Origin of the sequence: Paenibacillus sp. FSL R7-0340 (assembly GCF_038002205.1) — a bacterium.
GTDB classification, from domain to species: domain Bacteria; phylum Bacillota; class Bacilli; order Paenibacillales; family Paenibacillaceae; genus Paenibacillus; species Paenibacillus polymyxa_B.
Genome location: NZ_JBBOBY010000001.1, coordinates 630112 through 653946 on the forward strand (window position 1 = coordinate 630112; position 23835 = coordinate 653946).

Consider the following 23835-nt stretch of genomic DNA (forward strand, 5'->3'; position numbering starts at 1 on the left):
TTGGGGAACGAACGCGATTGTGTGTATCGGATGTCGCCGGAACGGAACATGAGTGTCAGAGAAGCCTTAGTTGAGGCTTCTTCTTTTTTAGGAAGCTGTGGTGTTCTGGAGCCGCAGCACAATGCCCGCTTACTGCTGGAGCATGTGCTCGGGTTGGAAGGCACGGCGTTTTACGCTGCTCTGGGTGATTCGTTCCCTTCCTCCGTCAAGGAGGCGTGGGAACGGATTATAGCCCGCAAAGCTGCGGGTGAACCGGCGCAGTATATTATCGGACGGCAGGAATTTTATGGCCGCCCGTTCGCGGTTTCGCCGTCGGTGCTGATTCCGCGCCCCGAGACAGAACTGCTCGTCGAGGCGATACTCCAGCACGGCGACCGGCTGTGGCCAAGCGGCGCTCCGCAGGCGCTCGACATCGGCGCAGGCAGCGGTGCGATTGCCGTGACGCTGGCGGCTGAGCGACCGAGCTGGCGCGTGGCGGCAGGGGATATTTCGGCTGCCGCGTTAAAAGTAGCGACTCATAATGCTGCTGCGAACGGCGCAGCCGTAGAATTCCGCGAGGGCGATCTGCTGGCGCCGTTCGTGGGAACGGCGGTGGACATTCTCGTGTCCAACCCGCCGTACATCCCGGCTGCTGACATCGCTGGCTTACAGCCAGAGGTACGCGACCATGAGCCGCGGATGGCGTTGGATGGTGGTCCTGACGGGCTCGGCCCGTATCGGGCAATGCTGGAACAGCTCGGACTCCTTCAGGCTCCGCCGCGGCTAATCGGGTTTGAGCTGGGGATGGGACAGGCCAGAGACGTGGCTGGTCTGCTGGCACAGGCAGGTCATTGGAAGAACATTATAATCGTTCCTGACCTTGCAGGGATCGAGCGACATGTCCTAGGTGTCTCGGAGTAGTGCTGCATTTTCTTTTTGCGAGTCTTTCCTTTAGAATAAGAGGAGTATGACCGAGAAACGGCTCAGGGGGAAATCATGCTTCAGAAATTGAAAAAAATTGACGGTCCGGTTATCTTTATTCTGGTTTTGCTCATGGCGATTAGTATCATAACGGTATACAGCGCAGGTAGGGGCCCTACGAACTTGGCAGAGCACGGCAATGACTACCAGAAGATGATCGGGTATTATATATTGGGTTTTGTGGCGATTTTGGGTTTAGCGATGGTCGATTTTCGGATATTCATTAAAAAAGCCTTGTACGTATATGGAGGCGGAATATTCTTGTTGGGTCTCGGATTTTTTGGCGGGACGGTTAACAACTCTCAGGGCTTTTTGAAAATTGGTGGCTTGAATCTTCAGCCTGCTGAGGTATTCAAGCTGGTCCTTATCGTTTTTCTGACTTATATGCTGATCAAAAAGCGCAAGAGCAAGCTGTATTTTATTCAGGATGTTCTTCCGGTCGCACTGGTGAGCTTTGTCCCGTTTGCCATGGTTATGGCACAAAATGACTTGGGTAATGCGCTCGGTTACATTGTCATCGTCATCGGTATGCTATGGATTGGTAATGTGAAGGCATCCCATGCGTTGATCGGATTCATCGTATTTGCAGTCGCTGTTGGCGGCGGGATCAAAGCTTATATTTCGTTTCACGATGAGATTGATTCCTTTATGAAGGGGATTGGCCGTAGTCACTGGGTTGAGCGTTTGGACCCTTGGTTGGTACCGGAAGAGGCAACCGCGAAGGCGTCTTATCATACCAAAAATGCCAAGCTGGCGATAGCCTCTGGCGGGATGATGGGCAAGGGCTTTTTGCAAGGAACCTCAGTACAGTCCGGGCGTGTTCCTTATACGTACGCGGATTCTATTTTTGTGGTCGTAGCGGAGGAATTTGGCTTTGTAGGCTCTTCAGTGCTGCTATTGTTATATTTTATTTTGATTCACCGCATGATCCTGATTTCGCTGGAATGCCGGGATCGCGCCGGACCGTATATTATTGTCGGGATTGTGTCCATGTTGCTGTACCAGATTTTTGAGAATATTGGTGCGTTTCTGGGCATTATGCCGCTTACGGGGATTACGCTCCCGTTCATAAGTTATGGTGGTACCTCGTTGCTTATTAACATGGCTAGTATCGGCTTGGTTATGAGTATTAAGGTGCACGGCCAAGAGCTGGAGGATGATCTGCCACAGCCTTCCAGACTAAGCTTGACGAAGGCGAAATAAGCCTAGTACAGGTGGAATGTGGCTAGATAATGATTGGTATTTGTGTGAGTTGAAACGGTGCAACGAGAGAGTCCAGATTGTGAAATCTGGGCTTTTTCATATTCCTCGGTGAGGGTCAGAAGCTTGGTGTAGCATGATTTGAGGGTATTTTTGAAAAAAAATCTGTAAAGTGGTCCTGAATCTTTTACAAGAATCATAGGTTTAGACTCTCCCAAACCGGACAGACTGATAGACATGATAGAGTTTGGGTTTGGGGGGACGAAAATGAGAAGTTGGGTAAAGCAAGCCGCAATGATACTATTTTGTATTTCGATATTAATGATGTCTTGGGAAGGTCAAAAGACGGATGCTGCTATGACCACTGGAACAAGAGGAACCTTAGCATCAGGAGTGGCAACAGCAGGGCTGAAAGTGATTCCACATGATTCCATTCGACTGCGTATTTTGGCCAATTCGGATCGCCCGGAGGATCAGTTGGTTAAACGCGAAATACGGGATGCTATTGTACAGCAGATGAATGCCTGGGTGGGTGAGCTGGAAAACCCGCAAAGCTTAGACCAAGCGAGATCATTGATTGATGCTCATTTACCTGAAATTGGCCGTTTGGTAGGTATGGAACTGGCTCGTCGCGGCATTGCGTATGATCATCAGGTGGAACTGGCGAGCGTACCTTTCCCAACGAAAATGTACGGTGGTCTTGTCTACCCGGCAGGGAATTATGAGGCACTTCGGGTTACGCTGGGGCAAGGAAAAGGTCAAAATTGGTGGTGCGTGCTGTTTCCTCCGCTATGTTTTATTGATGCAGGCAGTGGGGAAGCAACGGCACAAACTGTATCAGCAAAAACGAATCACGGAGATAGTCGGACGAATGCTACTGACAAGGAGCCGGAAGTACGTTTTTTTCTGTGGGATGCACTTGCGGGACTGTGTAGCTGGGTGAGTGGTTTGTTTGCCTAAACGTTGAGGAGTGTAAGTTTCCCCATATGCTATAATGGAACTTACGATAGATATACACATGGCAGAGCCAAATGAACTGATCTTTCAAAGTAGCTTTATGGGGATCAAACGAAATCACTGGCCTGTATGACAATAAGATATGGGATGATCTGATATGAGCGATAAATCGAATCAAATGCAAGACTTGCGCGGAGAATTTGTGCAAAAGGAAAAACCTGAGCAAAAGCTAGATGAACAGGGAATTCGCGAGCTGAAGCAGGCATTGAAGTCTTCCCATACACAATGGTGGGATGTAAGATGTTTGGTTCCTTTGAGCAACACTGACGGGGATGTTTCTGACGAAATTTGGGATGAACAGACTCGGATCACGGCGGAAAAGGGCATACGCGAGGCCGCCTTACTCCTCCAAGCTGGAGAGACGGTAGCCTTTCCTACGGAGACCGTGTACGGCCTGGGGGCCGATGCGCGTAGTACAAAAGCGGTGGAGGCGGTATTTGCTGCCAAAGGACGCCCTTCCGATAACCCGCTCATTGTACATATTTCTGATGCTGATCAATTAGAGGGTATGGTAGCAGAAATAAACGATACAGCCCGAGCGCTGATGAATATGTTCTGGCCGGGACCGCTGACTCTCGTATTGCCGGTAGTGCCGCAGGCACTGTCATCGCGTGTGACAGCCGGGCTGGACACGGTTGGTGTGCGCATGCCGGATCATCCGATAGCGCTTCGTTTGATCACTGAAGCGGGTTGTCCACTGGCTGCGCCAAGCGCCAACCGGTCGGGAAGACCCAGTCCCACCCTTGCACAGCATGTGCGGGAGGATCTGGAGGGCCGCATCGGCGGCATTTTGGACGGAGGTCCCACGGGGGTGGGGCTGGAGTCCACGGTAGTGCAGGTGGGTGACGACGGAACCGTCACCATCCTGCGCCCCGGCGGCGTGACGGCTGAGCAGCTCGCTGCGGTTGCTCGCGCTGTCGTGCTGGACCCGGCGTTGGCCGCTACGCCCGGGGAAGACGCGGACAGCCCGGCGCCGCGCTCGCCAGGCATGAAGTACACGCACTACGCGCCGCGAGGCCGCTTGAGCGTGGTACAAGGCCCGTCGTCCGTTGAGGTGACGGGCTGGATTCGCGCCGCGCTGGCGGAGGCTTCCGCGCGCGGGGAGCGCACGGCAGTGCTCGCGTTCGACGAGCATGCCGCCGGCTACGCCGGAGAGCGCGTCTACACGTTAGGCAAGCTGGACGCGCTCCATGAGGCAGCGCAGCGCCTGTACGGCGTGCTGCGCCGCTGCGACGAGGACGGCGTCACCTACATTTTGTCGGAATCCTGTCCGCCGAAAGGATTGGGAGACGCCGTCATGAACCGCCTGCTTAAAGCGGCAGGTCACCGAATCGTCCGCTTGTAGCTTCTGTCGAATCAGAGCCTCTTATATTAAATTTTCCTCCCTCCTTATCTCGGTATTGGGTACTTTCAGTGTATGCTTGTACTGATTTCCCCCTTGTCCGCATAACGTGTACAAGAACAGACGGATAATGGAGGGATGGAGTATGCTGGCAGCCTCTGCCCATGCCGGGCAGGTTGTAACGATTCTGATCATGGCGGTAGCGCTAGGAATGGATGCGTTATCGCTGGGCGTAGGGATCGGCATGAAGGGGATACGCCTGCGAGACGTGCTGCGCATCAGTACTGTTATTGGCTTTTTTCACATTCTGATGCCATTGCTGGGAATGTTCACAGGCCATTATATGAGTTCTTTATTAGGTCATGTGACGGCCTACTTCGCAGGGGGGTTACTCATCCTTTTGGGCGGGCATATGGTGTATAATTCCTTTAAAGGGGACGGCGTACAGGTGTTGGATCATCGTTCGCCTTTAGGCCTTTTGCTGTTTGCACTTGGGGTGAGCGTTGACTCATTTTCTGTAGGAGTGTCACTGGGTATGTTCCAGAGTGATCTGGTGCTGTCCGTTCTGGCGTTTGGTTTTTGCGGGGGAGCAATGGCGATGTTGGGCCTGTTGCTGGGTCGCAAGGTCAGCCGCAATCTAGGAGATTACGGAGAAGCAGTGGGCGGTGCCATTTTGCTGGCATTCGGCTTTATGTTTATGTTTTGATTTTAGCGTAGACAGTGTAAAATAAATGCAGGATTATAGTAAGGGATTAGAACTATAGTAATCCTCTGTTTATATATTTTTTTAACATACGGGGGGTGAAAACGTTGAAGAATATCTTATTCGTATGCACAGGGAATACCTGTCGCAGTCCAATGGCTGAAGGGATGCTGCGTAAGTTGGCTGCTGAGCATGGGCTAGAACTGGAAGTGCGTTCTGCGGGAGTAGCCGCGATGGAAGGCACGCCGATATCCCGACATGCAGAGGCGGTTCTACGTGATCATGATATATCCGATCAGATCACTTCAACCTCTTTGAGCGACGGGCTTGCCGGGTGGGCGCATCTGATCTTAACCTTGACGCAAGGACATAAACAGCACGTAATTCAGCGCTTTCCCCAAACGGCGGGCAAAGTATTTACGCTTAAGGAATATGTGGAGAACCGGGATGCGGTGTTGAATGATGTACAGGAGTTGGATAGTTTATATGCTTCACAGCAGTTGATGGCTTCACTCGGACAAGAGCTATCGGCGCAGGAGCGTGAACGAATGATTGAATTACACCAACGGATTCCGGGCTTTGATATTTCTGATCCGTTTGGCGGTTCGCGAGAAGATTACGATGTCACAGCTGCGGAAATCCGTACGGCACTGCATAAGCTGCTGGACAAGCTAAAGGCATCTTCCGAATAAAATTGGTATTACTCATCTGTTTTGTACGGAATCTGTTGATTTTCGGCGGTTAATCCGTTAAGATAAGGTGGAAAAATGAGAATCCGATGTAACTGGCGACAAAAGTGGGATTAACCACGATGGAGCATCGGATATACGGCCGGTCGCCTGGGCAAAAGAGCAATTCCACATAGGTGTGGACTGCTCTTTTTTTCATATACAAGTTATGCCAGATTTTTAGCTGAGAGTTGATTCCATTAAAGATTCTTCCATTTTTTCTGCTCGAAATCTGAAACATCGGCTATAATATAGTCAGATTGTGATCAGGAGAGAGTGTGTTGAACTTGGGGCATGAGACCGTGCCTAGTCTCTGAGAGGCTGTTCAACCAAAGGAGGTTCCAATGGTGGAACAATTAGATCATGAGATTCCGCTGGAAGCACAGACCACTTCTGTCGTGCGGGAAATCGCAGAAGCAGCCAGTCTCAAGGCTGGTCGCCTGCTGGTTATCGGCGTTAGCACAAGTGAAGTGGCTGGAAGTCGGATTGGTACGGCGGGAGCGCTCGATGTGGCTCAGCAACTGTTGTCTGGAGTAGAGTCTGTTCGCAGGGAGTATGGCTTTGATGTGGCGTTTCAATGCTGTGAGCATTTGAACCGAGCGCTGGTCGTTGAACGGGCTGTGCTGGAGCGATTGGGACTGATGGAGGTTGCAGCTGTTCCTGTTCGTACAGCAGGAGGCTCTATGGCTACCGTCGCCTATCGTTCTATGAGCGACGCGTGTTTGGCGGCGAACGTGCAGGCTCATGCCGGGATAGACATCGGCGAAACGCTGATTGGCATGCATCTGCGACCCATTGCTGTTCCGTTTCGCCCAAGCCTTCGCTGGATTGGCGAAGCACGTGTGACAGCAGCGTTCACCCGTCCTCCACTTATTGGCGGACAACGGGCGGTGTACAGTCTGGAGCAAGAAGTCGGCGGAAACTGCGATTAGCATTTGGCATGGCGGCATGTTTGTACTAATCTTTTTTGCATTGATGATGAGGTACCCAACAGAGGAGCAGGCGTTTGCTTGTATATCCGACAATTGACTATGGAGAGGGAGTAATCAATCATGATGGAACACCTGCGTAAAAGTGACCCGGCAGTGATGGAAGCAATGGGACTTGAACTGAAACGACAACGCCACAATATCGAGCTAATCGCATCCGAGAACATTGTCAGTGAAGCAGTAATGGAAGCTATGGGCTCCGTGCTGACGAATAAATATGCTGAAGGTTATCCGAACAAACGCTACTATGGTGGCTGTGAGCATGTAGATATCGTTGAAGACATCGCACGTGACCGCGCGAAAGAACTGTTCGGCGCCGAGCATGCTAACGTGCAGCCTCACTCTGGAGCACAAGCCAACATGGCGGTGTATCTGGCAGCTCTCAAACCTGGAGATACTGTACTGGGTATGAATCTGGCGCATGGTGGCCACTTAACACACGGAAGTCCGGTTAACGCTTCCGGCTTGTTGTATAACTTTGCTGCCTATGGTGTACGCGAAGACAACTTCCGCATCGACTACGATGAAGTGCGCAAGGCAGCCTTCAAGCACCGTCCTCGTCTGATTGTAGCTGGCGCGAGTGCATATCCGCGTACTATTGATTTTGAAGCTTTTGCTTCCATTGCCAATGATGTAGGTGCTTTGTTCATGGTGGATATGGCACATATCGCAGGTCTTGTGGCAGCGGGAATTCACCCAAGTCCAGTTCCGCATGCCCAATTTGTAACAACAACGACACACAAAACGCTGCGTGGTCCGCGTGGGGGTCTGATTCTGACTCGCAAAGCATGGGCGCAAGCGATTGATAAAGCTATTTTCCCTGGTACTCAAGGGGGGCCACTGATGCATGTGATCGCGTCCAAAGCGGTTGCTTTGGGTGAAGCGCTCCAGCCATCGTTCAAAACCTATGCGCAAAACGTAGTCCGCAACGCACAGGTGCTGGCTGAAACACTGCTGGCTGAGGGGATTAACATTGTATCCGGTGGTACGGATAACCATCTGATGCTGTTGGATACGCGCAATTTGAATATCACAGGTAAAGAAGCGGAGCATGTATTGGATTCCGTGGGCATCACGGTCAATAAAAATGCGATTCCTTTTGACCCGACCAGTCCATTCGTAACAAGCGGAATTCGTATTGGTACACCTGCTGCAACATCTCGTGGTATGGATGAAGAGGCTATGGTCAAAATCGGTAAAATCATTGCTGAAACCCTTAAAAACCCGAAAGATGATACTGTATTGTCCAAAGCAAGCCAAGCGGTTGGCGAGTTGACAGACAAGTTCCCGATCTATCCAGGAACTCAATACTAATTCATCGATATTCATAATCTTTATGTTAAAGGCTGTTTTCCTTCCATAAGCCGGAGGAGAACAGCCTTTTTTTGCTTCCGAACGACTCGAAACATACATTTTTGGGTAATAAGCGATTACAGTAAGGGTTTATGCGCGCTTTCCTTCATGATCTACGACAAAGGAGTGATTGCATTGAGTCAAAGAAAATCCGCGCAATTATTGCAGCAACTCGTATTTGTGGGACCGATGGCGTTGTTTTTCGTCTTGATTATGGTCATTCCGTTCCTGCTGGGGCTGTATTATTCCATGACGAACTGGGATGGAGTATCTGAAAATATCCGATGGCTCGGACTAGGGAATTACGTTCATATTTTTAGGGATGATCCAGATTTCCGTAATGCGTTCTGGTTTACGGTCCGGTTTACCGTATGTGGTGTCATTCTGACAAACCTGATTGGCTTTTTCCTAGCCTATGCACTTACCAAACCGCTGCGTACCCGTAATGCACTGCGAACTGTATTTTTTTTGCCCAATATGATTGGCGGCTTGCTGCTCGGTTTTATCTGGCAATTTATTTTTGTACGAGGCTTTTCTGCGGTAGGAGAGGCGACAGGGCTTTCCTTTTTTAAACTGCCGTGGCTGGGTGATGGGCCAACTGCTTTTTGGGGGACTGTCATTGTGTTTGTATGGCAATATGCAGGTTATCTCATGGTTATTTACATATCCTCGTTAAATAATGTCCCGCATGCCCTTATTGAATCGGCCCAAATCGACGGTGCGAGCCGAAGACAGATTTTGCGTCATATTGTAGTGCCACTTATTATGCCAGCGGTGACCGTCTGCTTGTTCCTGGCGATATCCTGGTCCTTTAAAGTATTTGAGTTGAATTTGGCTCTCACGAAGGGGGGACCTTTCAAGTCGACAGAGTCTGTAGCGTTGGACATATATAATGAAGCGTTTACAAATAATCGACTTGGATTAGGGACTGCCAAAGCTATGATTTTCTTTGTGGTCGTTGCGATCATTACCAGCATTCAGGTGCGTCTCACGAAGAAAAAGGAGGTCGAAATGTAATGGGAAAAACGTCAAACTATCGTTTGGGCACATGGGCTGCTGAATTATTGCTTATTGTGATCGGGTTAATCTTTCTGGTTCCGTTCTATTTTTTGCTCGTAAACTCCGTTAAATCCTTTGGCGACATTTTGGCCCATTCCGCTTCGTGGCCGACAACCTTCCGTTTTGAAAACTATGCTAACGCCTGGAATAAAATAAACTTTCCCACAGCACTGGGGAATTCACTGATTGTCACGATCGTCAGTAATGCGCTTTTGCTGCTAATCAGCTCAATGGCCGCTTACCAGATGGTTCGGCATGACACTCTTTTTAATCGTTGCCTATTCGGTTTGCTTGTGGCTGCGATGGTAGTCCCTTTTCAATCAATTATGTTGCCGCTTATGGAAGTGTCCAACGTATTGAGCTTGAACAACAGTATACCGGGACTGATCTTATGTTATCTGGGTTTTGGAGCGCCTTTGTCCGTTTTTCTTTTTCATGGCTTTATTAAAACGGTACCTATTGAGATCGAGCAGGCGGCAAGGGTGGACGGTTCATCCCGGTACGGGGTGTTCTTTCGCATCGTTTGTCCACTGCTGCTGCCTATGTTCGTAACCGTACTTATTTTGAACACCTTATGGATCTGGAATGACTATCTGTTGCCTTCACTCATTTTGAATGTTCCAGAGTTGCGCACCATTCCGATTGCAACCTATATGTTGTTTGGTCAGTACACCAAGCAATGGGATTTGGCGCTGCCAGCACTGGTATTGGGGATCGCGCCAGTTGTTGTGTTTTTTCTGGTGATGCAAAAATACATCGTTTCTGGCATTGCAGCCGGTGCGGTCAAAGGCTGATGGGAGGGATAACCGATGAAAAAAACAGCGTTACTTGTCATCTCCTTGATGGTGCTGCTCGCATGTACACTTGCAGGTTGTGGAAATACGAAGGCTCAACAGAGTGAGACGAAAACGATACACATTTATCAATTCAAAGTAGAAATTTCGGAACCGTTAAACAAGCTGAAGGCTGAATATGAAAAGACCCACCCTGGCATCAAGCTGGATATCCAATCTGTCGGTGGTGGTACGGACTATGGTGCTTCGTTGAAGGCTAAATTCGCATCAGGCGATCAGCCGGACATTTTTACAAATGAGGGCTACCAGGACCGCGATACGTGGCTGGAGTACTTGGAGGATTTGTCGGATCAGCCATGGGTGAAGGATCTGGACGATTTCGCTCGTAAGCCGATGACGGTTAACGGTAAGATTTATGGACAGCCTATGAACCTAGAAGGATTTGGTTTTGTTTATAACAAGGATTTGTTCAAAAAAGCGGGCATAACCAAACTGCCTCAGACGATAGATGAACTGGAAGAAGCAGCTAAGCGACTGAAAGCAGCAGGGATTATACCTTTTGCTAACGGGTATGCGGAATGGTGGGTTCTGGGAAACCATTTTATCAATATCCCGTTTGCCAGACAGCCGAACCCGGAAAGTTATGTTGCAGATTTAAACAAAGGGACGGCTCGCATCCCCGGTAACCCCGTGTTCGATCAGTGGGTGAAGTTGCTTGACCTGACTATAAAATATGGGAACCGCAATCCGCTCACGACGGATTACAATACACAAGTGACACTGTTTTCGACAGGTAAGGCTGCTATGATGCACCAGGGGAACTGGACGCAACCGCAAATGGATGGAATTAATCCTAACTTGAATTTGGGTATTCTGCCTGCTCCTATAGACAATGATCCCTCCACAGGAGGTAGACTCGCTGTCGGAGTAGCCTCGAACTGGGTGGTCAACAAAAATTCGCCTGTGAAGCAGGAGGCAAAAGAATTCCTCAATTGGTTGGTCACATCAGAAACAGGCAAGCATTATATCACCAAGGAATTTAAGTTTGTTCCCGCCTTCAAAAGTATCACGTCCAGTGACGAGACGACAGGCGATCTAGGTGCAGAAATATCTCGGCACGTGAGGGAAGGCAAGATATGGAGCTGGAACTTCCAACGCTTCCCGAAGGGGCTGAATCAGGATTTAAGCAGTAGTATGCAAGCCTATATTGCAGGGGTTATCACGAAGGATGAAATGCTTCAGCAATTTCAGGGAGCATGGGACAATTTGAAGTATAGATAAAAGAATAGCGCTGCATGAGGATGCAAAGGGGATAGGTCGGGCAGGAAGCTTAAAGTCCACAGGCTTTGACGGTCAAGTGCCGTCAGGGCCTTTTTGATGTGTTTTTATGTGACGAAAGTCACACGTGAAGTGGTCTTAATAAGTATTTTACATGTCATATCTTTCCCTTGACAAAAGGTTGCGGTGGCAGGTGTTAAATCAATCAAGGGAATGTTATAATAAACAGGATTTACAGGCACGCATTGCATCTGTGCTTATTTGGTTTGTACAAATAGGTTACATAGATCCTTTCGACTCAGGATAGTTCGATATGCTGGCGCGAAAGAACGTGACGATAATACCGGAGGGAATATATTATGGCGAAACTGGTGGTTTGCGATCACCCTTTGATCCAACACAAACTTACATTTATCCGCGATGTGCGGACAAACACCAAGGATTTCCGCGAGCTGGTGGATGAAGTAGCAACATTGATGGCTTATGAAATTACACGGGATATCCCGCTGGAAAGCATTACGGTGCAGACACCGGTTGCTGAGACAGAAGGTAAAGTGATTTCAGGACGTATGCTGGGTCTTATTCCGATTCTGCGTGCAGGCTTGGGTATGCTGGATGGCGTAGTAAAGCTGCTGCCTGCAGCAAAGGTAGGCCATGTGGGACTGTTCCGCGATCCTGAGACGCTGCAACCCGTAGAATACTATACGAAGCTGCCTACAGATGTAACTGAGCGTGAATTGATCGTGATTGATCCGATGCTTGCAACGGGGGGCTCGGCAATTGCGGCGATTGATGTGTTGAAAAAGAGAGGTTGCACTCAAATTAAAATGATGAATCTGATTGCTGCTCCTGAAGGAGTCAAAGCTGTGCAGGATGCGCATCCTGATGTAGACATCTACGTCGCTGCATTGGACGAGCGTCTGGATGATCATGGATACATCATTCCAGGTCTTGGTGACGCGGGAGACCGCTTGTACGGAACCAAGTAGACTGCCTTTGGCGGTTCGGCAAAATCTATGGACGTTATGACAGGTCATTTTTCTGAATAATGGAAGATCTGTGAAGCGGACATTTATTATGAAAAGGGGTTCAACAGAAAATGTCCAAAATCAAAGTGATGACAATTTTTGGTGTGCGTCCGGAAGCGATTAAGATGGCTCCTCTTATTTTGGAGCTTCAGCGTCACCCGGAGCATATCGAGTCCGTGGTATGCGTTACGGCTCAACATCGCCAGATGCTTGATCAGGTTCTGGAAGTTTTCAATATTCACCCTGACTATGATCTGGACGTAATGAAGGATCGCCAGACACTGAATGAAATCTCCATGCGGGTACTTCAAGGTCTGGAACCTGTATTGCGTGAGGCCAAGCCCGATATCGTGTTGGTTCACGGCGATACGCTGACCACTTTCCTCGCCAGCTATGCAGCCTTTATGCAGCAGATTGAAGTAGGGCATGTGGAAGCAGGCTTGCGGACGTGGAACAAGCTTTCTCCATATCCTGAAGAAATGAACCGTCAGCTCACAGGCGTGCTGTCTGATCTGCATTTCTCGCCTACTTCTTTATCGGCTGGAAATTTGCGGAAGGAAAATAAGCCTGAATCGCGAATATATGTTACAGGCAATACAGTAACTGACGTATTTCAGTATACGGTTCGCCAGGATTACGAGCACCCCGTACTGGACTGGGCTCAGGGCAAACGCCTGATTCTTATGACAGCACATCGCCGGGAATCCCAAGGGGAACCGCATCGTCAGATTTTTAATGCGGTTAAGCGAATTGCGGATGAGTTTGAGGATATCGCTATTGTTTACCCGGTTCATCCGAGCCCGGCTGTGAAGGAACCTGCATTTGAGATTTTAGGCAACCATCCGCGTATTAAGCTGATTGATCCGCTGGATGTTGTGGATCTGCACAATTTTTACCCACATACACATCTGATCCTTACGGATTCCGGTGGGCTTCAGGAAGAAGCGCCTTCGTTCGGAGTACCTGTTCTGGTGCTGCGTGATACGACTGAAAGACCGGAAGGAATTGAAGCGGGCACCTTGGAACTGGTGGGTACGAGTGAAGAGAACGTGTACAATCGGACCAAGGCACTTTTGACAGATTCCGCGTTGTACGAATCTATGAGCCAAGCAGCGAATCCTTACGGCGATGGCCAAGCATCAGTAAGAATTGTCAATGCGATTTTGCACCATTATGGTGTTCAATCCGAACGCCCTGAAGAATTTCACACAATGTTCACAAAAGGTGTTCGTCCGATATAATTATTCTTTACAAGGCAAGCATACAGTTAAACTGTACGGTTACCAAGGGATACAGCAATTTAAGATGCTTTGTCGTTTGATTTTATACTTTAGGGCACTAAAATATCTCAATTGACAAAGTATCTTATATTTAAGTAAAATGGACTGGAATTGCAGGGGTGACATGGAAAAGTGGTCAAACCTTCCAAGCAAAACAACAACCGAAATAACACCGGAAATGCCTTTAAGGCTATAGGACTGGTGAGCGCGATCGGCATTGATTTGGCGATATGCACACTGGGTGGTTTCTATGCAGGAAAATGGCTTGATGCCAAACTTGGTGGCTCCGGAATTTGGATTGGCGTAAGCGTTCTCGCAGGCTTGGTTGTAGGCGCATTAAGTATTGCCCTTGTGATCGGAAAGGTACTGAGGGATAACCATGAATGAGATGACCCGTATGCAAAAAATGTTATGGATCGTAGCGCTTGGTATTATGGCTCTGTGTTTCCTGGTCTCCGCCTTCATGCCCCAACATCGTGACATTGCTCACGGAATCATTCTGGGAACGGGAGTAAGCTGTCTAAATGTGCTGTATATGGCCTACAAAATTCGACAGGTTGCGAGTGCGGCCGCCGGTGAAAGAAAGAAGAGAGTGTTTGGTATTGGCTTTGGCGTTCGATTAGGGACCTCAATTTTGGCAGTGGTGCTGGCGATAGAATTTCCGGCCTATTTCCATGAGATCGCTGTAATGGCAAGCCTGGTGACTGGGCAATTTCTTCTGTTAATTATAGGCATCATATTCGCGCTTCAGGAAAAATGATGGCTCAACTGAGAAAGGGGTGAGAAAACATGTTGCATGAATCACCGATTATCCAATTGGGCGGGTTTAACATTGACTTGTCCGTCATTATTATGCTTATTGTGACTTGTGCGATTGTATTTGGACTGGCATTTGCTGCAACGCGCAATTTGTCTGTGGACAATCCAAGCAAGTTGCAAAATTTTATGGAATGGGTCGTAGAATTCGTTCAAGGACTGATTACCAGCACGATGGATTTGAAAAAAGGGAAGCCATTCCTCTCCTTGGGGATGACGCTGATCATGTTCATTTTCGTGGGGAATATGCTGGGCTTACCGTTCGGGATTGTGACCGAATTCGATAATGCGCAAAGTGCCCAAGTATTTGGACATGAAATCATTCCAGTCAAAGAAGCATTAGAACAAGCACAGGCGTCTCACCCAGGCGAAGCTGCCCATGTAGGCATCAGCTGGTGGAAATCACCTACTGCAGATGCAGGGGTATCTATTGGACTCGCTTTAATGATCTTTGTCCTGGTTCATTTCCTGGGAATCTTCCGCAATACCAAAGCTTACTTCAAGCATTACGTTCAGCCATTTCCATTCTTTTTGCCAATTAACTTGATTGAGCAGTTCTCAAAACTATTGACACATGGTATGCGTCTATTCGGTAATATTTTTGCCGGCGAAGTTTTGATCAGTGTTCTGCTGAAATTGACAGCACTTGGTGTAGGAGGCTGGATTGCTTCCGTATTGGGACTCGTTGTTTGGCAAGGATTTAGTATCTTTGTCGGCAGTATTCAAGCGTTCGTCTTCACGATTCTGACGTTTGTATACATTTCGCAGTCCATTGACACGCATGAAGAAGAGCATTAGACAAGCTCGTTTTCCGGTTTTTAGTTAAGTTCAGGAGTACGCTTCGCTCTTAACTGCAAATACATGTACAATATAAATACACATCACTAAGGAGGATTTTTAAAATGGGAGTTTGGGCATATATCGCAGCTGCAATCGCAGTAGGTTTGGGCGCTTTGGGCGCAGGTATTGGTAACGGTCTGATCGTAAGTAAAACAGTTGAAGGTATCGCTCGTCAGCCTGAAGCAAAAGCAACGTTGCAAACGGTAATGTTTATCGGTGTAGGTCTGGTCGAAGCCCTGCCAATCATCGGGGTCGTTCTGGCATTCATTTTCTACGCAGGTGCTTAATTGAATGGAAGCAAGGTTTGGCGGGGAAGGCACAGCCATCCGCGCCTTCTTTGTTCGTTTGAACATGAAAGATCCAGAACCGACGTTCACCGGAAAGGAGTGACTTCAATTGAGTTTAAATTGGACAAGTATCGTTTTCACAATCATTGCATTTTTGATCTTGTACTGGTTACTGACGCGTTATGCATTCGGCCCTCTCTTTTCCGTTATGGAGAAGCGGCGTCAGCTTGTATTACAGCAAATGAATGAAGCGGCACAGACGCGTGAACAGGCTGCTGCTTATGTTGAGGAGCAAAAGCAGGCTCTCCAGCAGGCACGTAAGGAAGCGTACGACATTATCGAGCAGTCAAAACAAACAGGTAACAAACAAGCGGAGCAAATTATTGTTCAGGCTAAAGACGAAGCTGTCCGCCTGAAAGACGAAGCTGTTCGTGAAATCACAAGCGAGCGTAATAAGGCGGTTGCCGAACTGCGCAGCGAAGTGGGTAAAGCTTCGGTACAAATTGCTTCCAAACTGATTCAAAAGGAAATCAAGGAAGACCAAGTCCAGGGAGAGCTTGTCGACCAATACCTTAAAGAGGTAGGAGGCAAAGCATGAGCCGGGATACGGTAGTAGCCAAACGGTATGCGAAAGCTTTGTTTGAAGTGGCAGAGCAGGAACAGACCATTATGGAAACCGAGCAGGAGCTACGTGCTTTTGTAGAGGCTGTATCGGGGGATGCTGAAATCCGTAAATTCATTAATTCTCCTAACATTACGGAAGCGGTCAAGCTTCAAGTTCTGGCTAACAGTTTTGAAGGCAAGCTTTCTGCCTCGCTAATTAACACGATCAAGCTGTTGATTCAGCGTAGTAGAGCAGATTTGTTCGAATCTCTCCTTGCCGGATACCTCGATATTCAGGCATACAAGCTGGGAATTGCTCATGCAAAGGTGTATTCGACTTATGCTTTAAGTGATCAGGAAAAAACAGCGGTAGCCGAGGAATTCGGAGCCCGTGAACATAAAACAATCCGTGTGGAAAATATAGTGGACCCGAGTCTACTGGGCGGATTGAAAGTGGTTATCGGCGATACACTGTACGACGGCAGTCTGGCCGGCAAGCTGGATCGTCTCGAGAAATCCTTTAACAGACGAGTATAGAAGATAGGGGTGAACACACTTGAGTATCAAACCTGAGGAAATCAGTTCATTGATTAAAAGTCAGATTGAACAATATAAAAATGATATCGAGGTCGTTGAAGTCGGCACTGTTGTTGAAGTCGGCGACGGTATTGCCCGCGTCTACGGACTGGAAAAAGTTATGGCCGGTGAATTGGTTGAATTCGACACTGGCGTATTGGGCTTGGCGCTCAACGTGGAAGAAAGCAATGTCGGTGTTGTTATTTTAGGTCAATTCTCCGACATTCGTGAAGGCGGTCAAGTAAAACGTACAGGTCAGATCATGCAGGTCCCTGTAGGGGAAGCATTGATCGGACGTGTAGTTAACCCACTGGGACAACCAGTAGACGGTAAAGGACCGATTGCTACAACAGAATTCCGTCCGGTTGAAAGTCAGGCTCCAGGCGTTATGGCCCGTAAATCGGTACATGAGCCTATGCAGACGGGGATTAAAGCTATTGATGCGATGGTTCCGATTGGTCGTGGTCAACGTGAGTTGATCATCGGTGACCGTCAAACAGGTAAAACTTCTATCGCAATTGATGCAATTTTGAACCAAAAAGGTAACGGCATGAAATGTATTTATGTCGCTATTGGTCAAAAACAATCCACGGTAGCTCAAGTTGTTGAAACATTGCGTCGTCACGGTGCGCTGGAATACACGATTGTCGTTACGGCATCTGCTTCCGAACCATCACCATTGCTGTACATTGCTCCTTACTCTGGCTGCGCCATGGGTGAGTATTTCATGTACAAAGGCGAGCATGTCCTTGTAGTTTATGATGACTTGACTAAACAAGCATCAGCTTACCGGGAACTGTCCCTGTTGCTGCGTCGTCCACCGGGTCGTGAAGCATATCCGGGTGACGTTTTCTATCTTCACTCTCGCTTGCTGGAACGTGCAGCGAAGCTAAATGATGAGTTGGGCGGCGGATCACTTACCGCATTGCCGTTCATCGAGACACAGGCTTCCGACGTTTCTGCATATATTCCAACCAACGTTATTTCCATCACGGATGGACAGATCTTCTTGGAAGCTGACTTGTTCTATGCAGGGCAACGTCCGGCGATCAACGTAGGTATTTCTGTATCTCGTGTAGGTGGTTCAGCTCAGATTAAAGCGATGAAAAAGGTAGCAGGTTCCCTGCGTCTGGATCTTGCTCAATATCGTGAGCTTCAAGCGTTCTCCCAATTCGGGTCCGACTTGGATAAATCCACAAAAGCCCGTCTGGATCGCGGCGCACGCATGATGGAAATTTTGAAACAAGGTGTTAACCAACCGCTTGCTGTAGAGCAACAAGTAGTGAGCTTGTATACTGCTGTAAAAGGCTTCCTTGATGATATCCCTGTAGCGGATGTAAAACGTTTTGAAAAAGACTTCCTGTCTTTCATGGTGTCTGACCATCAAGACGTGCTTCAATCTATCCGCGACACGAAAGACCTGGTTGCTGATAACGAAGCGGCTTTGAAGGCGGCTATCGAGAAATTCAAAAAATCATTCGCCACGTCGGTTTAATACATTGGAATTTGCCTGTTTATGATGAAAGATGTACTAAGGAAGCGTGCCCTCCGGGTTTTGGCTTCCTTGGCATGTTTTACCCTCAATAACAGGCCCTTTAACATATGTCCGGCTGGATTTGAATCTTACGAAGTGCTTGGACTTGGCCCAAGCTAAGGGATTGCTTACGAAGTTAGCTTTGGCTTTGCTGGAGCTTAAAGGTGGTGAAATCATGGCAAAAGGTATGCGCGAGATTAAACGTCAGATTAAAAGTGTGCAGAGTACGAAGCAGATCACGAAAGCGATGGAAATGGTCGCTGCATCCAAGCTGAGAAAAGCTCAGGAGAAAGCGGAGTCGGCTCGTCCTTACTCGGAAAAGCTTAAGGAAGTTGTGAGTAGTATTGCTTCTGGAGCGAATAACATCAAGCATCCAATGCTGGAAACGCGTCCGGTTAAAAAGACTGCTTATCTCATCATTACATCTGATCGTGGTCTGGCTGGTGGTTATAACGCCAATATTTTACGACAGGTTACGCAGACGATTTCTGAACGTCACCGTTCACAGGATGAATTTGTGATTTTCATCATTGGACGAAAAGGACGGGATTATTTCAGACGTCGTGAATTTCCTATCGCTGAATCGGTAACAGATCTGTCGGATACACCTGCTTTTGCAGATATCAAAACAATTGCAAGCAAGGCTGTACAAGGCTTTGAACTTAAAGAATTTGATGAGCTTTATCTATGCTATAACCGCTTTGTCAACGCATTGACTCAAATTCCAACAGTTGACCGTCTGTTACCAATGGCAACACCGGATTCAGCTACAGCTTCATCCTCAATTAACTATGAGTATGAGCCTTCACCAGAAGGAGTGCTGGAAGTATTGCTGCCGCGTTACGCGGAAACGCTCATTTACGGCGCTTTGCTGGATGGTAAAGCTAGTGAACTGGGAGCGAAGATGACGGCGATGGGATCTGCTACGAAGAATGCTTCCAAGTTAATTGGTGAGCTTTCCTTGACCTATAACCGTGCTCGTCAAGCGGCTATTACCCAGGAAATTACGGAAATCGTTGCAGGGGCAAGCGCTCAGTCTTAATCAGGCTTGTTGCGACTGTTTTATAGCAGGGTCTACACTATTATGATAAATTGCGGGCGCAAAACAAATCAGAGTGGTTCGGATTTGCGGCTGTGCAAGCTTGTAGGAGGGAAACCAAAAGATGAACAAAGGACGCGTAGTGAGCATCATGGGTCCGGTTGTCGACGTTGAGTTCGAACGTGGACAACTTCCGGAAATCCTGAATGCCATTCATATTGGGACTGTGCTGGAGAGCGGAGTCAAAATTGATCTGACGCTCGAAGCTTCAAAACATCTAGGTGACAACCGTGTGCGTTGTATTGCCATGTCTTCCACAGATGGTTTGGTTCGTGGGGCTGAAGCCATAGATCTGGGAGCACCTATTTCAGTACCTGTCGGCGAAGCTACTCTTGGACGCGTATTTAACGTGCTTGGAACGCCAATTGATAATGGTGCTGATATGAGTGAAACGGCTAGAAATCCGATTCACCGTCAAGCTCCTTCTTTCGATGAGCTGACAACTCAAGCAGAGATGCTCGAAACCGGTATTAAAGTTATCGACTTGCTGGCTCCTTATGCTAAGGGTGGTAAAGTCGGATTGTTTGGTGGTGCTGGTGTAGGTAAAACCGTAACCATTCAAGAATTGATTAACAATATCGCTCAGGAGCATGGTGGTATTTCTGTATTTGCGGGTGTAGGTGAACGCACACGTGAAGGAAATGACTTGTACCATGAAATGAGAGATTCCGGCGTTATCAACAAAACAGCGATGGTGTTCGGACAAATGAACGAGCCTCCGGGTGCACGTTTGCGTGTAGCTCTCACAGGTCTGACGATGGCGGAATACTTCCGTGACCAAGAAGGCCGTGACGTGTTGCTCTTTATTGATAACATTTTCCGCTTTACTCAAGCAGGTTCTGAGGTTTCGGCCCTGTTGGGACGTATGCCTTCAGCAGTAGGTTACCAGCCTACGCTGGCTACTGAGATGGGTCAATTGCAAGAACGGATTACTTCTACTAAAAAAGGTTCTGTTACTTCCATTCAGGCGATCTATGTGCCTGCGGATGACTACACTGACCCGGCTCCTGCTACAACGTTTGCCCATTTGGATGCTACAACGAATCTGGAACGTAAAATTTCCGAAATGGGTATTTACCCGGCGGTTGATCCACTCGCATCAAGCTCCCGTATTTTGGCTCCAGACGTTGTGGGTGAAGAGCATTACAATGTAGCACAAGGGGTAAAACAAATTTTGGCCCGCTACAATGAGCTTCAGGATATCATTGCCATCCTGGGTATGGACGAGCTGAGTGAAGAAGATAAAATGTTGGTGGCACGTGCACGTAAAATCCAGCGTTTCCTTTCTCAACCTTTCCACGTTGCCGAAGCATTTAACGGCTTCCCAGGTAAATATGTGCCGGTTAAAGAAACTGTACGAAGCTTCAAAGAAATTTTGGAAGGCAAGTATGACCATCTTCCAGAAGCGGCTTTCCTTTTTGTAGGAGCCATCGAAGAAGCAGTTGAAAAAGCTAAAACGTTGTAAACAACAGGCAAAGAATAGCCGAGCCTTACGAAGTGAGCTGTCTGCGGACAGCTTCCAGGAGGGATTCAAGTGAGCACGTATTTACTAGAGATTGTGACGCCGGAGCGCCTGGTTTATACAGAACAGGTAAACAGCATCAGTGTTCGCGGCTCGGAAGGCGATCTTGGGATTTTACCTGGACACCTTCCCTTGGTCACTCCCTTGAAGATTGCACCGATACGCATTAAAATCGGTGGTCAAACCGAAGTGATCGCGGTCAATGGGGGCTTTCTTGAAGTCCGCAAGGATAAAGTGGTCATTTTGGCTGAGAGTGCGGAACGTTCCGAAGAAATTGATGTGGAGCGTGCCCGTGCGGCAAGGGAGCGGGCAGAACTGCGGCTCCAGAGCAAGCAGGAACAGATAGATCATCATCGGGCGGAAGTAGCTCTGCAACGGGCGCTTAACCGTTTAAATGCTACAAGCATCAGAACCAATAAGAATTAATATTGGATTTTAAGTGGAATTTTAAAAGGGTTCGGCATAGTATACGGATGGAACGACAAGGAGACCACTTCATAATTTCTGCCAAAGAATGTCCGGTAGAAGGTGAGGGAGAACCTTGCTTCCTTCGATCACTGTGATCGGGCCCTTTTTTAGCTGTTATTACCAAATGTACAGTCCTATTTCTTGCCCGGCTGCTAGGTATTTAGTACCTTTTAAATTCACGAAACAGAAGTGATTAATCACATTTTGTCGAAATAAATGTCCTGAAAACAGAAATAGCACTGGCATATTAGGCGTTCGCCGAGTATTATAAAGAAGTCTGTGACGCAGATGGGAGGAATTATGGTTGAACGGGAAACAGCAATTGGCTGAACAGCTAAGTCAATCGGCGAGTATGACCGCGCTGATCTCCATGATCGTGTCGCTCATCTGTATAGCGTTAGCTTGGTGGGCTTTACAGAGTTTTAAGCTGGATTTGTTAATCCGGCAACCCAAAGGACCGCAAGGCAGATTGCTACACTTGTTTCTTGCTATAATTTTGGGACAGTTGGTTTCTGGGTTCCTGTTGAGCTACATTTCTTGGAGTCAGATGCTCTAGAATTTGTTTTAACATGAAGTGGGCGGGTTATATGACCTTATGACTGTGTCTCTGCGGGAATTGTCGAATAACATCGCATCATATTGTTAACAATGGTAAACAAAAGAACCATACATGTATAGCTGGCTGAATCAGTTAGAGTACAATGGTCGTCAAGTACAAAAAACGCTTGTATACTTGTTTTAATCAGTGGTATGATGGCAGTTAGGGTATTAGTAAAATCTTGTTTTTTTATGTAATGAAAAAGCAAGGCATGAAAATAGCGGAATATGTTCTTTTTTTCCAGAATGGAAAAGGGAAATGACGCGCGGAGGGAACCATAGATGAGCAAATTTATCGTCCGCGGTGGCAACAGATTGACCGGGAGTGTCAAAGTCAGCGGAGCCAAAAACTCAGTTCTGCCGATCATCGCCGCTTCTCTGCTAGGAGAAGAAGGAGAAAGTGTTATTATTGATGCACCTCCTCTAGACGATGTGATGACCATTAACAAAGTGCTGGAGTCCTTAGGAGCAGGCGTTACATACCAAGATGAGGTCATTCGTGTTGACGCGCGGAAGATAATTTCCTGTGAAGCCCCTTACGAGTGGGTTAGGAAAATGCGCGCATCATTCTTGGTTATGGGGCCGCTGCTTACACGTTTGGGACGTACAAGGATCTCGCTTCCAGGCGGATGCGCAATCGGAACGCGACCAATTGATCAGCATTTGAAGGGTTTTGAGGCATTGGGCGCGGAGATTAGCCTGGGCCAAGGTTTTATTGAAGCTAAAAGTAACGGGCGTCTGCGTGGAGCTAAAGTTTATTTGGATGTAGCCAGCGTAGGAGCAACCGAGAATATTATGATGGCCGCTACTCTTGCTGAGGGCGTAACTACCATCGAGAATGCTGCTAAGGAACCTGAGATTGTTGATCTCGCAAATTTCCTGAATGGAATGGGTGCCAAAGTACGCGGTGCGGGCACGGGCGTTATTCGTATTGAAGGCGTTGAGAAGCTGCATGGTGTAAAACATACGGTCATTCCCGACCGGGTAGAAGCAGGTACTTATATGGTTGCTGCTGCGATCACAGGCGGGAACGTATATGTAGAAGGCGCAATATCCGATCATTTAGGACCGGTTATTTCCAAGATGGAAGAAATGGGTGTAACCATTCAACCTGATGAGAACGGAATTCGTGTCATTGCAGATAAGCCGTTAAAGGCCGTTGATGTTAAAACATTGCCTTATCCTGGTTTTCCTACCGATATGCAGTCTCAGATGATGGCACTTCAACTTGCCGCTGAAGGAACGAGCATTATTACGGAAACCGTGTTTGAAAATCGTTTCATGCATGTGGATGAATTTCATCTCATGAATGCGGAAATTAAGGTTGAAGGTCGTTCCGCCATTGTAACTGGTAATGCTAAGCTGACAGGTGCGAAAGTAACCTCTACAGATTTGCGTGCAGGTGCTGCGTTAATTCTGACCGGACTCATTGCGGAAGGTACAACGGAGGTATCCGGCGTACATCACATCGATCGCGGTTACGTTCATTTGGCTGAGAAGCTGACTGGATTGGGAGCGGACATTTACAGAGTGACCGTGGAAGAGTCCAAACTGAATCATTCGCCCAGTACAGAGCGCGTAATGCCAGAAGAGACGTCGGGAAATCTGTTTAAGAAGATCCAGCCTTCCCTCGCCTAAGCTTTAACGTATGTCGCTTCATGTTGCATAAGTATATTCTTGAACAATAAGGAACCAAGTCCGAAAGGGCTTGGTTTTTTTGTTGTTTGCAACCAGTTTTTTTCATTCTTTCAGTTCTCTTAAA

25 protein-coding genes and 1 riboswitch are annotated in these 23835 nt (G+C 47.9%); all 25 genes read left to right on the plus strand.

Features of this window, described 5'->3' with window-relative positions; translation table 11 throughout:
- Positions 1–900, plus strand: coding sequence for a peptide chain release factor N(5)-glutamine methyltransferase (prmC, locus tag MKX59_RS02835; RefSeq protein ID WP_023990722.1), 900 nt, complete (start codon positions 1–3; stop codon positions 898–900).
- 75 nt (positions 901–975) lie between these two features.
- The gene (locus MKX59_RS02840) at positions 976–2163 is read left to right on the plus strand and encodes an FtsW/RodA/SpoVE family cell cycle protein (protein WP_034095109.1); all 1188 of its coding nucleotides are present in this window, start codon (positions 976–978) and stop codon (positions 2161–2163) included.
- A gap of 264 nt (positions 2164–2427) precedes the next feature.
- Positions 2428–3120 (plus strand): stage II sporulation protein R, encoded by a 693-nt coding sequence (gene spoIIR, locus MKX59_RS02845; protein WP_340857550.1) that lies wholly within the window; start codon positions 2428–2430, stop codon positions 3118–3120.
- A gap of 154 nt (positions 3121–3274) precedes the next feature.
- Positions 3275–4522: an L-threonylcarbamoyladenylate synthase gene (locus tag MKX59_RS02850; protein WP_340857551.1), complete on the plus strand. Its 1248-nt coding sequence runs from the start codon at positions 3275–3277 to the stop codon at positions 4520–4522.
- A gap of 142 nt (positions 4523–4664) precedes the next feature.
- A complete protein-coding gene (locus MKX59_RS02855; protein ID WP_023990719.1) occupies positions 4665–5225 on the plus strand; it encodes a manganese efflux pump MntP in 561 nt (186 codons plus the stop codon).
- A gap of 104 nt (positions 5226–5329) precedes the next feature.
- Positions 5330–5914: a low molecular weight protein arginine phosphatase gene (locus MKX59_RS02860; RefSeq protein WP_023990718.1), complete on the plus strand. Its 585-nt coding sequence runs from the start codon at positions 5330–5332 to the stop codon at positions 5912–5914.
- A 78-nt stretch (positions 5915–5992) separates the two neighbouring features.
- Positions 5993–6074: riboswitch (ZMP/ZTP riboswitch) on the plus strand.
- Between the two features lie 220 nt (positions 6075–6294).
- Positions 6295–6882 carry a TIGR01440 family protein gene (locus tag MKX59_RS02865; protein WP_023990717.1) on the plus strand — a complete coding sequence of 196 codons (588 nt, stop codon included), beginning with the start codon at positions 6295–6297 and terminating at the stop codon, positions 6880–6882.
- A gap of 120 nt (positions 6883–7002) precedes the next feature.
- Positions 7003–8253, plus strand: a complete 1251-nt coding sequence (gene glyA, locus MKX59_RS02870; RefSeq protein WP_013312336.1) for a serine hydroxymethyltransferase — start codon at positions 7003–7005, stop codon at positions 8251–8253.
- Between the two features lie 147 nt (positions 8254–8400).
- Positions 8401–9309, plus strand: coding sequence for a carbohydrate ABC transporter permease (locus MKX59_RS02875; protein WP_372239080.1), 909 nt, complete (start codon positions 8401–8403; stop codon positions 9307–9309).
- Positions 9309–10145, plus strand: coding sequence for a carbohydrate ABC transporter permease (locus MKX59_RS02880; RefSeq protein WP_023990714.1), 837 nt, complete (start codon positions 9309–9311; stop codon positions 10143–10145). The genes MKX59_RS02875 and MKX59_RS02880 overlap by 1 nt, the downstream gene beginning before the upstream one ends.
- 15 nt (positions 10146–10160) lie before the next feature.
- The gene (locus MKX59_RS02885; RefSeq protein WP_023990713.1) at positions 10161–11426 is read left to right on the plus strand and encodes an ABC transporter substrate-binding protein; all 1266 of its coding nucleotides are present in this window, start codon (positions 10161–10163) and stop codon (positions 11424–11426) included.
- A 356-nt stretch (positions 11427–11782) separates the two neighbouring features.
- A complete protein-coding gene (upp, locus tag MKX59_RS02890; RefSeq protein WP_013312332.1) occupies positions 11783–12412 on the plus strand; it encodes a uracil phosphoribosyltransferase in 630 nt (209 codons plus the stop codon).
- 110 nt (positions 12413–12522) lie between these two features.
- Positions 12523–13692 (plus strand): non-hydrolyzing UDP-N-acetylglucosamine 2-epimerase, encoded by a 1170-nt coding sequence (wecB, locus tag MKX59_RS02895; RefSeq protein WP_023990712.1) that lies wholly within the window; start codon positions 12523–12525, stop codon positions 13690–13692.
- 171 nt (positions 13693–13863) lie between these two features.
- On the plus strand, positions 13864–14118 hold the full coding sequence (locus tag MKX59_RS02900) for an AtpZ/AtpI family protein (RefSeq protein ID WP_023990711.1): 255 nt from the start codon (positions 13864–13866) through the stop codon (positions 14116–14118).
- On the plus strand, positions 14111–14491 hold the full coding sequence (locus tag MKX59_RS02905; RefSeq protein WP_013312329.1) for an ATP synthase subunit I: 381 nt from the start codon (positions 14111–14113) through the stop codon (positions 14489–14491). The genes MKX59_RS02900 and MKX59_RS02905 overlap by 8 nt, the downstream gene beginning before the upstream one ends.
- A 29-nt stretch (positions 14492–14520) precedes the next feature.
- Positions 14521–15345 carry a F0F1 ATP synthase subunit A gene (atpB, locus tag MKX59_RS02910; protein ID WP_028542178.1) on the plus strand — a complete coding sequence of 275 codons (825 nt, stop codon included), beginning with the start codon at positions 14521–14523 and terminating at the stop codon, positions 15343–15345.
- Between the two features lie 104 nt (positions 15346–15449).
- Positions 15450–15674 carry a F0F1 ATP synthase subunit C gene (atpE, locus tag MKX59_RS02915; RefSeq protein ID WP_007432750.1) on the plus strand — a complete coding sequence of 75 codons (225 nt, stop codon included), beginning with the start codon at positions 15450–15452 and terminating at the stop codon, positions 15672–15674.
- 109 nt (positions 15675–15783) lie between these two features.
- Positions 15784–16272, plus strand: coding sequence for a F0F1 ATP synthase subunit B (atpF, locus tag MKX59_RS02920; protein ID WP_023990709.1), 489 nt, complete (start codon positions 15784–15786; stop codon positions 16270–16272).
- Entirely contained in the window at positions 16269–16814 is a 546-nt protein-coding gene (locus MKX59_RS02925) for a F0F1 ATP synthase subunit delta (protein WP_023990708.1), read from the plus strand. Before atpF ends, MKX59_RS02925 begins: the two co-directional genes overlap by 4 nt.
- Positions 16815–16833: 19 nt before the next feature.
- Positions 16834–18348 carry a F0F1 ATP synthase subunit alpha gene (gene atpA / locus MKX59_RS02930; RefSeq protein ID WP_013312325.1) on the plus strand — a complete coding sequence of 505 codons (1515 nt, stop codon included), beginning with the start codon at positions 16834–16836 and terminating at the stop codon, positions 18346–18348.
- Between the two features lie 214 nt (positions 18349–18562).
- A complete protein-coding gene (gene atpG / locus MKX59_RS02935) occupies positions 18563–19429 on the plus strand; it encodes an ATP synthase F1 subunit gamma (RefSeq protein WP_023990707.1) in 867 nt (288 codons plus the stop codon).
- A gap of 121 nt (positions 19430–19550) precedes the next feature.
- Positions 19551–20951: a F0F1 ATP synthase subunit beta gene (atpD, locus tag MKX59_RS02940; RefSeq protein ID WP_013312323.1), complete on the plus strand. Its 1401-nt coding sequence runs from the start codon at positions 19551–19553 to the stop codon at positions 20949–20951.
- Between the two features lie 69 nt (positions 20952–21020).
- Positions 21021–21434 (plus strand): F0F1 ATP synthase subunit epsilon, encoded by a 414-nt coding sequence (locus MKX59_RS02945; protein WP_013312322.1) that lies wholly within the window; start codon positions 21021–21023, stop codon positions 21432–21434.
- Between the two features lie 346 nt (positions 21435–21780).
- The gene (locus tag MKX59_RS02950; RefSeq protein WP_013312321.1) at positions 21781–22032 is read left to right on the plus strand and encodes a DUF1146 family protein; all 252 of its coding nucleotides are present in this window, start codon (positions 21781–21783) and stop codon (positions 22030–22032) included.
- Between the two features lie 323 nt (positions 22033–22355).
- Positions 22356–23711: a UDP-N-acetylglucosamine 1-carboxyvinyltransferase gene (gene murA, locus MKX59_RS02955; protein ID WP_028542175.1), complete on the plus strand. Its 1356-nt coding sequence runs from the start codon at positions 22356–22358 to the stop codon at positions 23709–23711.
- Positions 23712–23835 lie beyond the last annotated feature (124 nt).

Excerpts from the sequence above, each read along its gene's own strand:
- MKX59_RS02850 (WP_340857551.1), top strand. The coding sequence starts at position 3,275 with ATGAGCGATAAATCGAATCAAATGCAAGACTTGCGCGGAGAATTTGTG.
- upp (WP_013312332.1), top strand. The coding sequence starts at position 11,783 with ATGGCGAAACTGGTGGTTTGCGATCACCCTTTGATCCAACACAAACTT.
- MKX59_RS02865 (WP_023990717.1), top strand. The coding sequence starts at position 6,295 with ATGGTGGAACAATTAGATCATGAGATTCCGCTGGAAGCACAGACCACT.
- MKX59_RS02880 (WP_023990714.1), top strand. The coding sequence starts at position 9,309 with ATGGGAAAAACGTCAAACTATCGTTTGGGCACATGGGCTGCTGAATTA.
- MKX59_RS02855 (WP_023990719.1), top strand. The coding sequence starts at position 4,665 with ATGCTGGCAGCCTCTGCCCATGCCGGGCAGGTTGTAACGATTCTGATC.
- atpD (WP_013312323.1), top strand. The coding sequence starts at position 19,551 with ATGAACAAAGGACGCGTAGTGAGCATCATGGGTCCGGTTGTCGACGTT.
- atpE (WP_007432750.1), top strand. The coding sequence starts at position 15,450 with ATGGGAGTTTGGGCATATATCGCAGCTGCAATCGCAGTAGGTTTGGGC.
- MKX59_RS02885 (WP_023990713.1), top strand. The coding sequence starts at position 10,161 with ATGAAAAAAACAGCGTTACTTGTCATCTCCTTGATGGTGCTGCTCGCA.
- murA (WP_028542175.1), top strand. The coding sequence starts at position 22,356 with ATGAGCAAATTTATCGTCCGCGGTGGCAACAGATTGACCGGGAGTGTC.
- MKX59_RS02925 (WP_023990708.1), top strand. The coding sequence starts at position 16,269 with ATGAGCCGGGATACGGTAGTAGCCAAACGGTATGCGAAAGCTTTGTTT.
- atpB (WP_028542178.1), top strand. The coding sequence starts at position 14,521 with ATGTTGCATGAATCACCGATTATCCAATTGGGCGGGTTTAACATTGAC.
- glyA (WP_013312336.1), top strand. The coding sequence starts at position 7,003 with ATGATGGAACACCTGCGTAAAAGTGACCCGGCAGTGATGGAAGCAATG.
- spoIIR (WP_340857550.1), top strand. The coding sequence starts at position 2,428 with ATGAGAAGTTGGGTAAAGCAAGCCGCAATGATACTATTTTGTATTTCG.
- MKX59_RS02905 (WP_013312329.1), top strand. The coding sequence starts at position 14,111 with ATGAATGAGATGACCCGTATGCAAAAAATGTTATGGATCGTAGCGCTT.
- MKX59_RS02875 (WP_372239080.1), top strand. The coding sequence starts at position 8,401 with ATGATCTACGACAAAGGAGTGATTGCATTGAGTCAAAGAAAATCCGCG.
- atpG (WP_023990707.1), top strand. The coding sequence starts at position 18,563 with ATGGCAAAAGGTATGCGCGAGATTAAACGTCAGATTAAAAGTGTGCAG.
- MKX59_RS02840 (WP_034095109.1), top strand. The coding sequence starts at position 976 with ATGCTTCAGAAATTGAAAAAAATTGACGGTCCGGTTATCTTTATTCTG.
- wecB (WP_023990712.1), top strand. The coding sequence starts at position 12,523 with ATGTCCAAAATCAAAGTGATGACAATTTTTGGTGTGCGTCCGGAAGCG.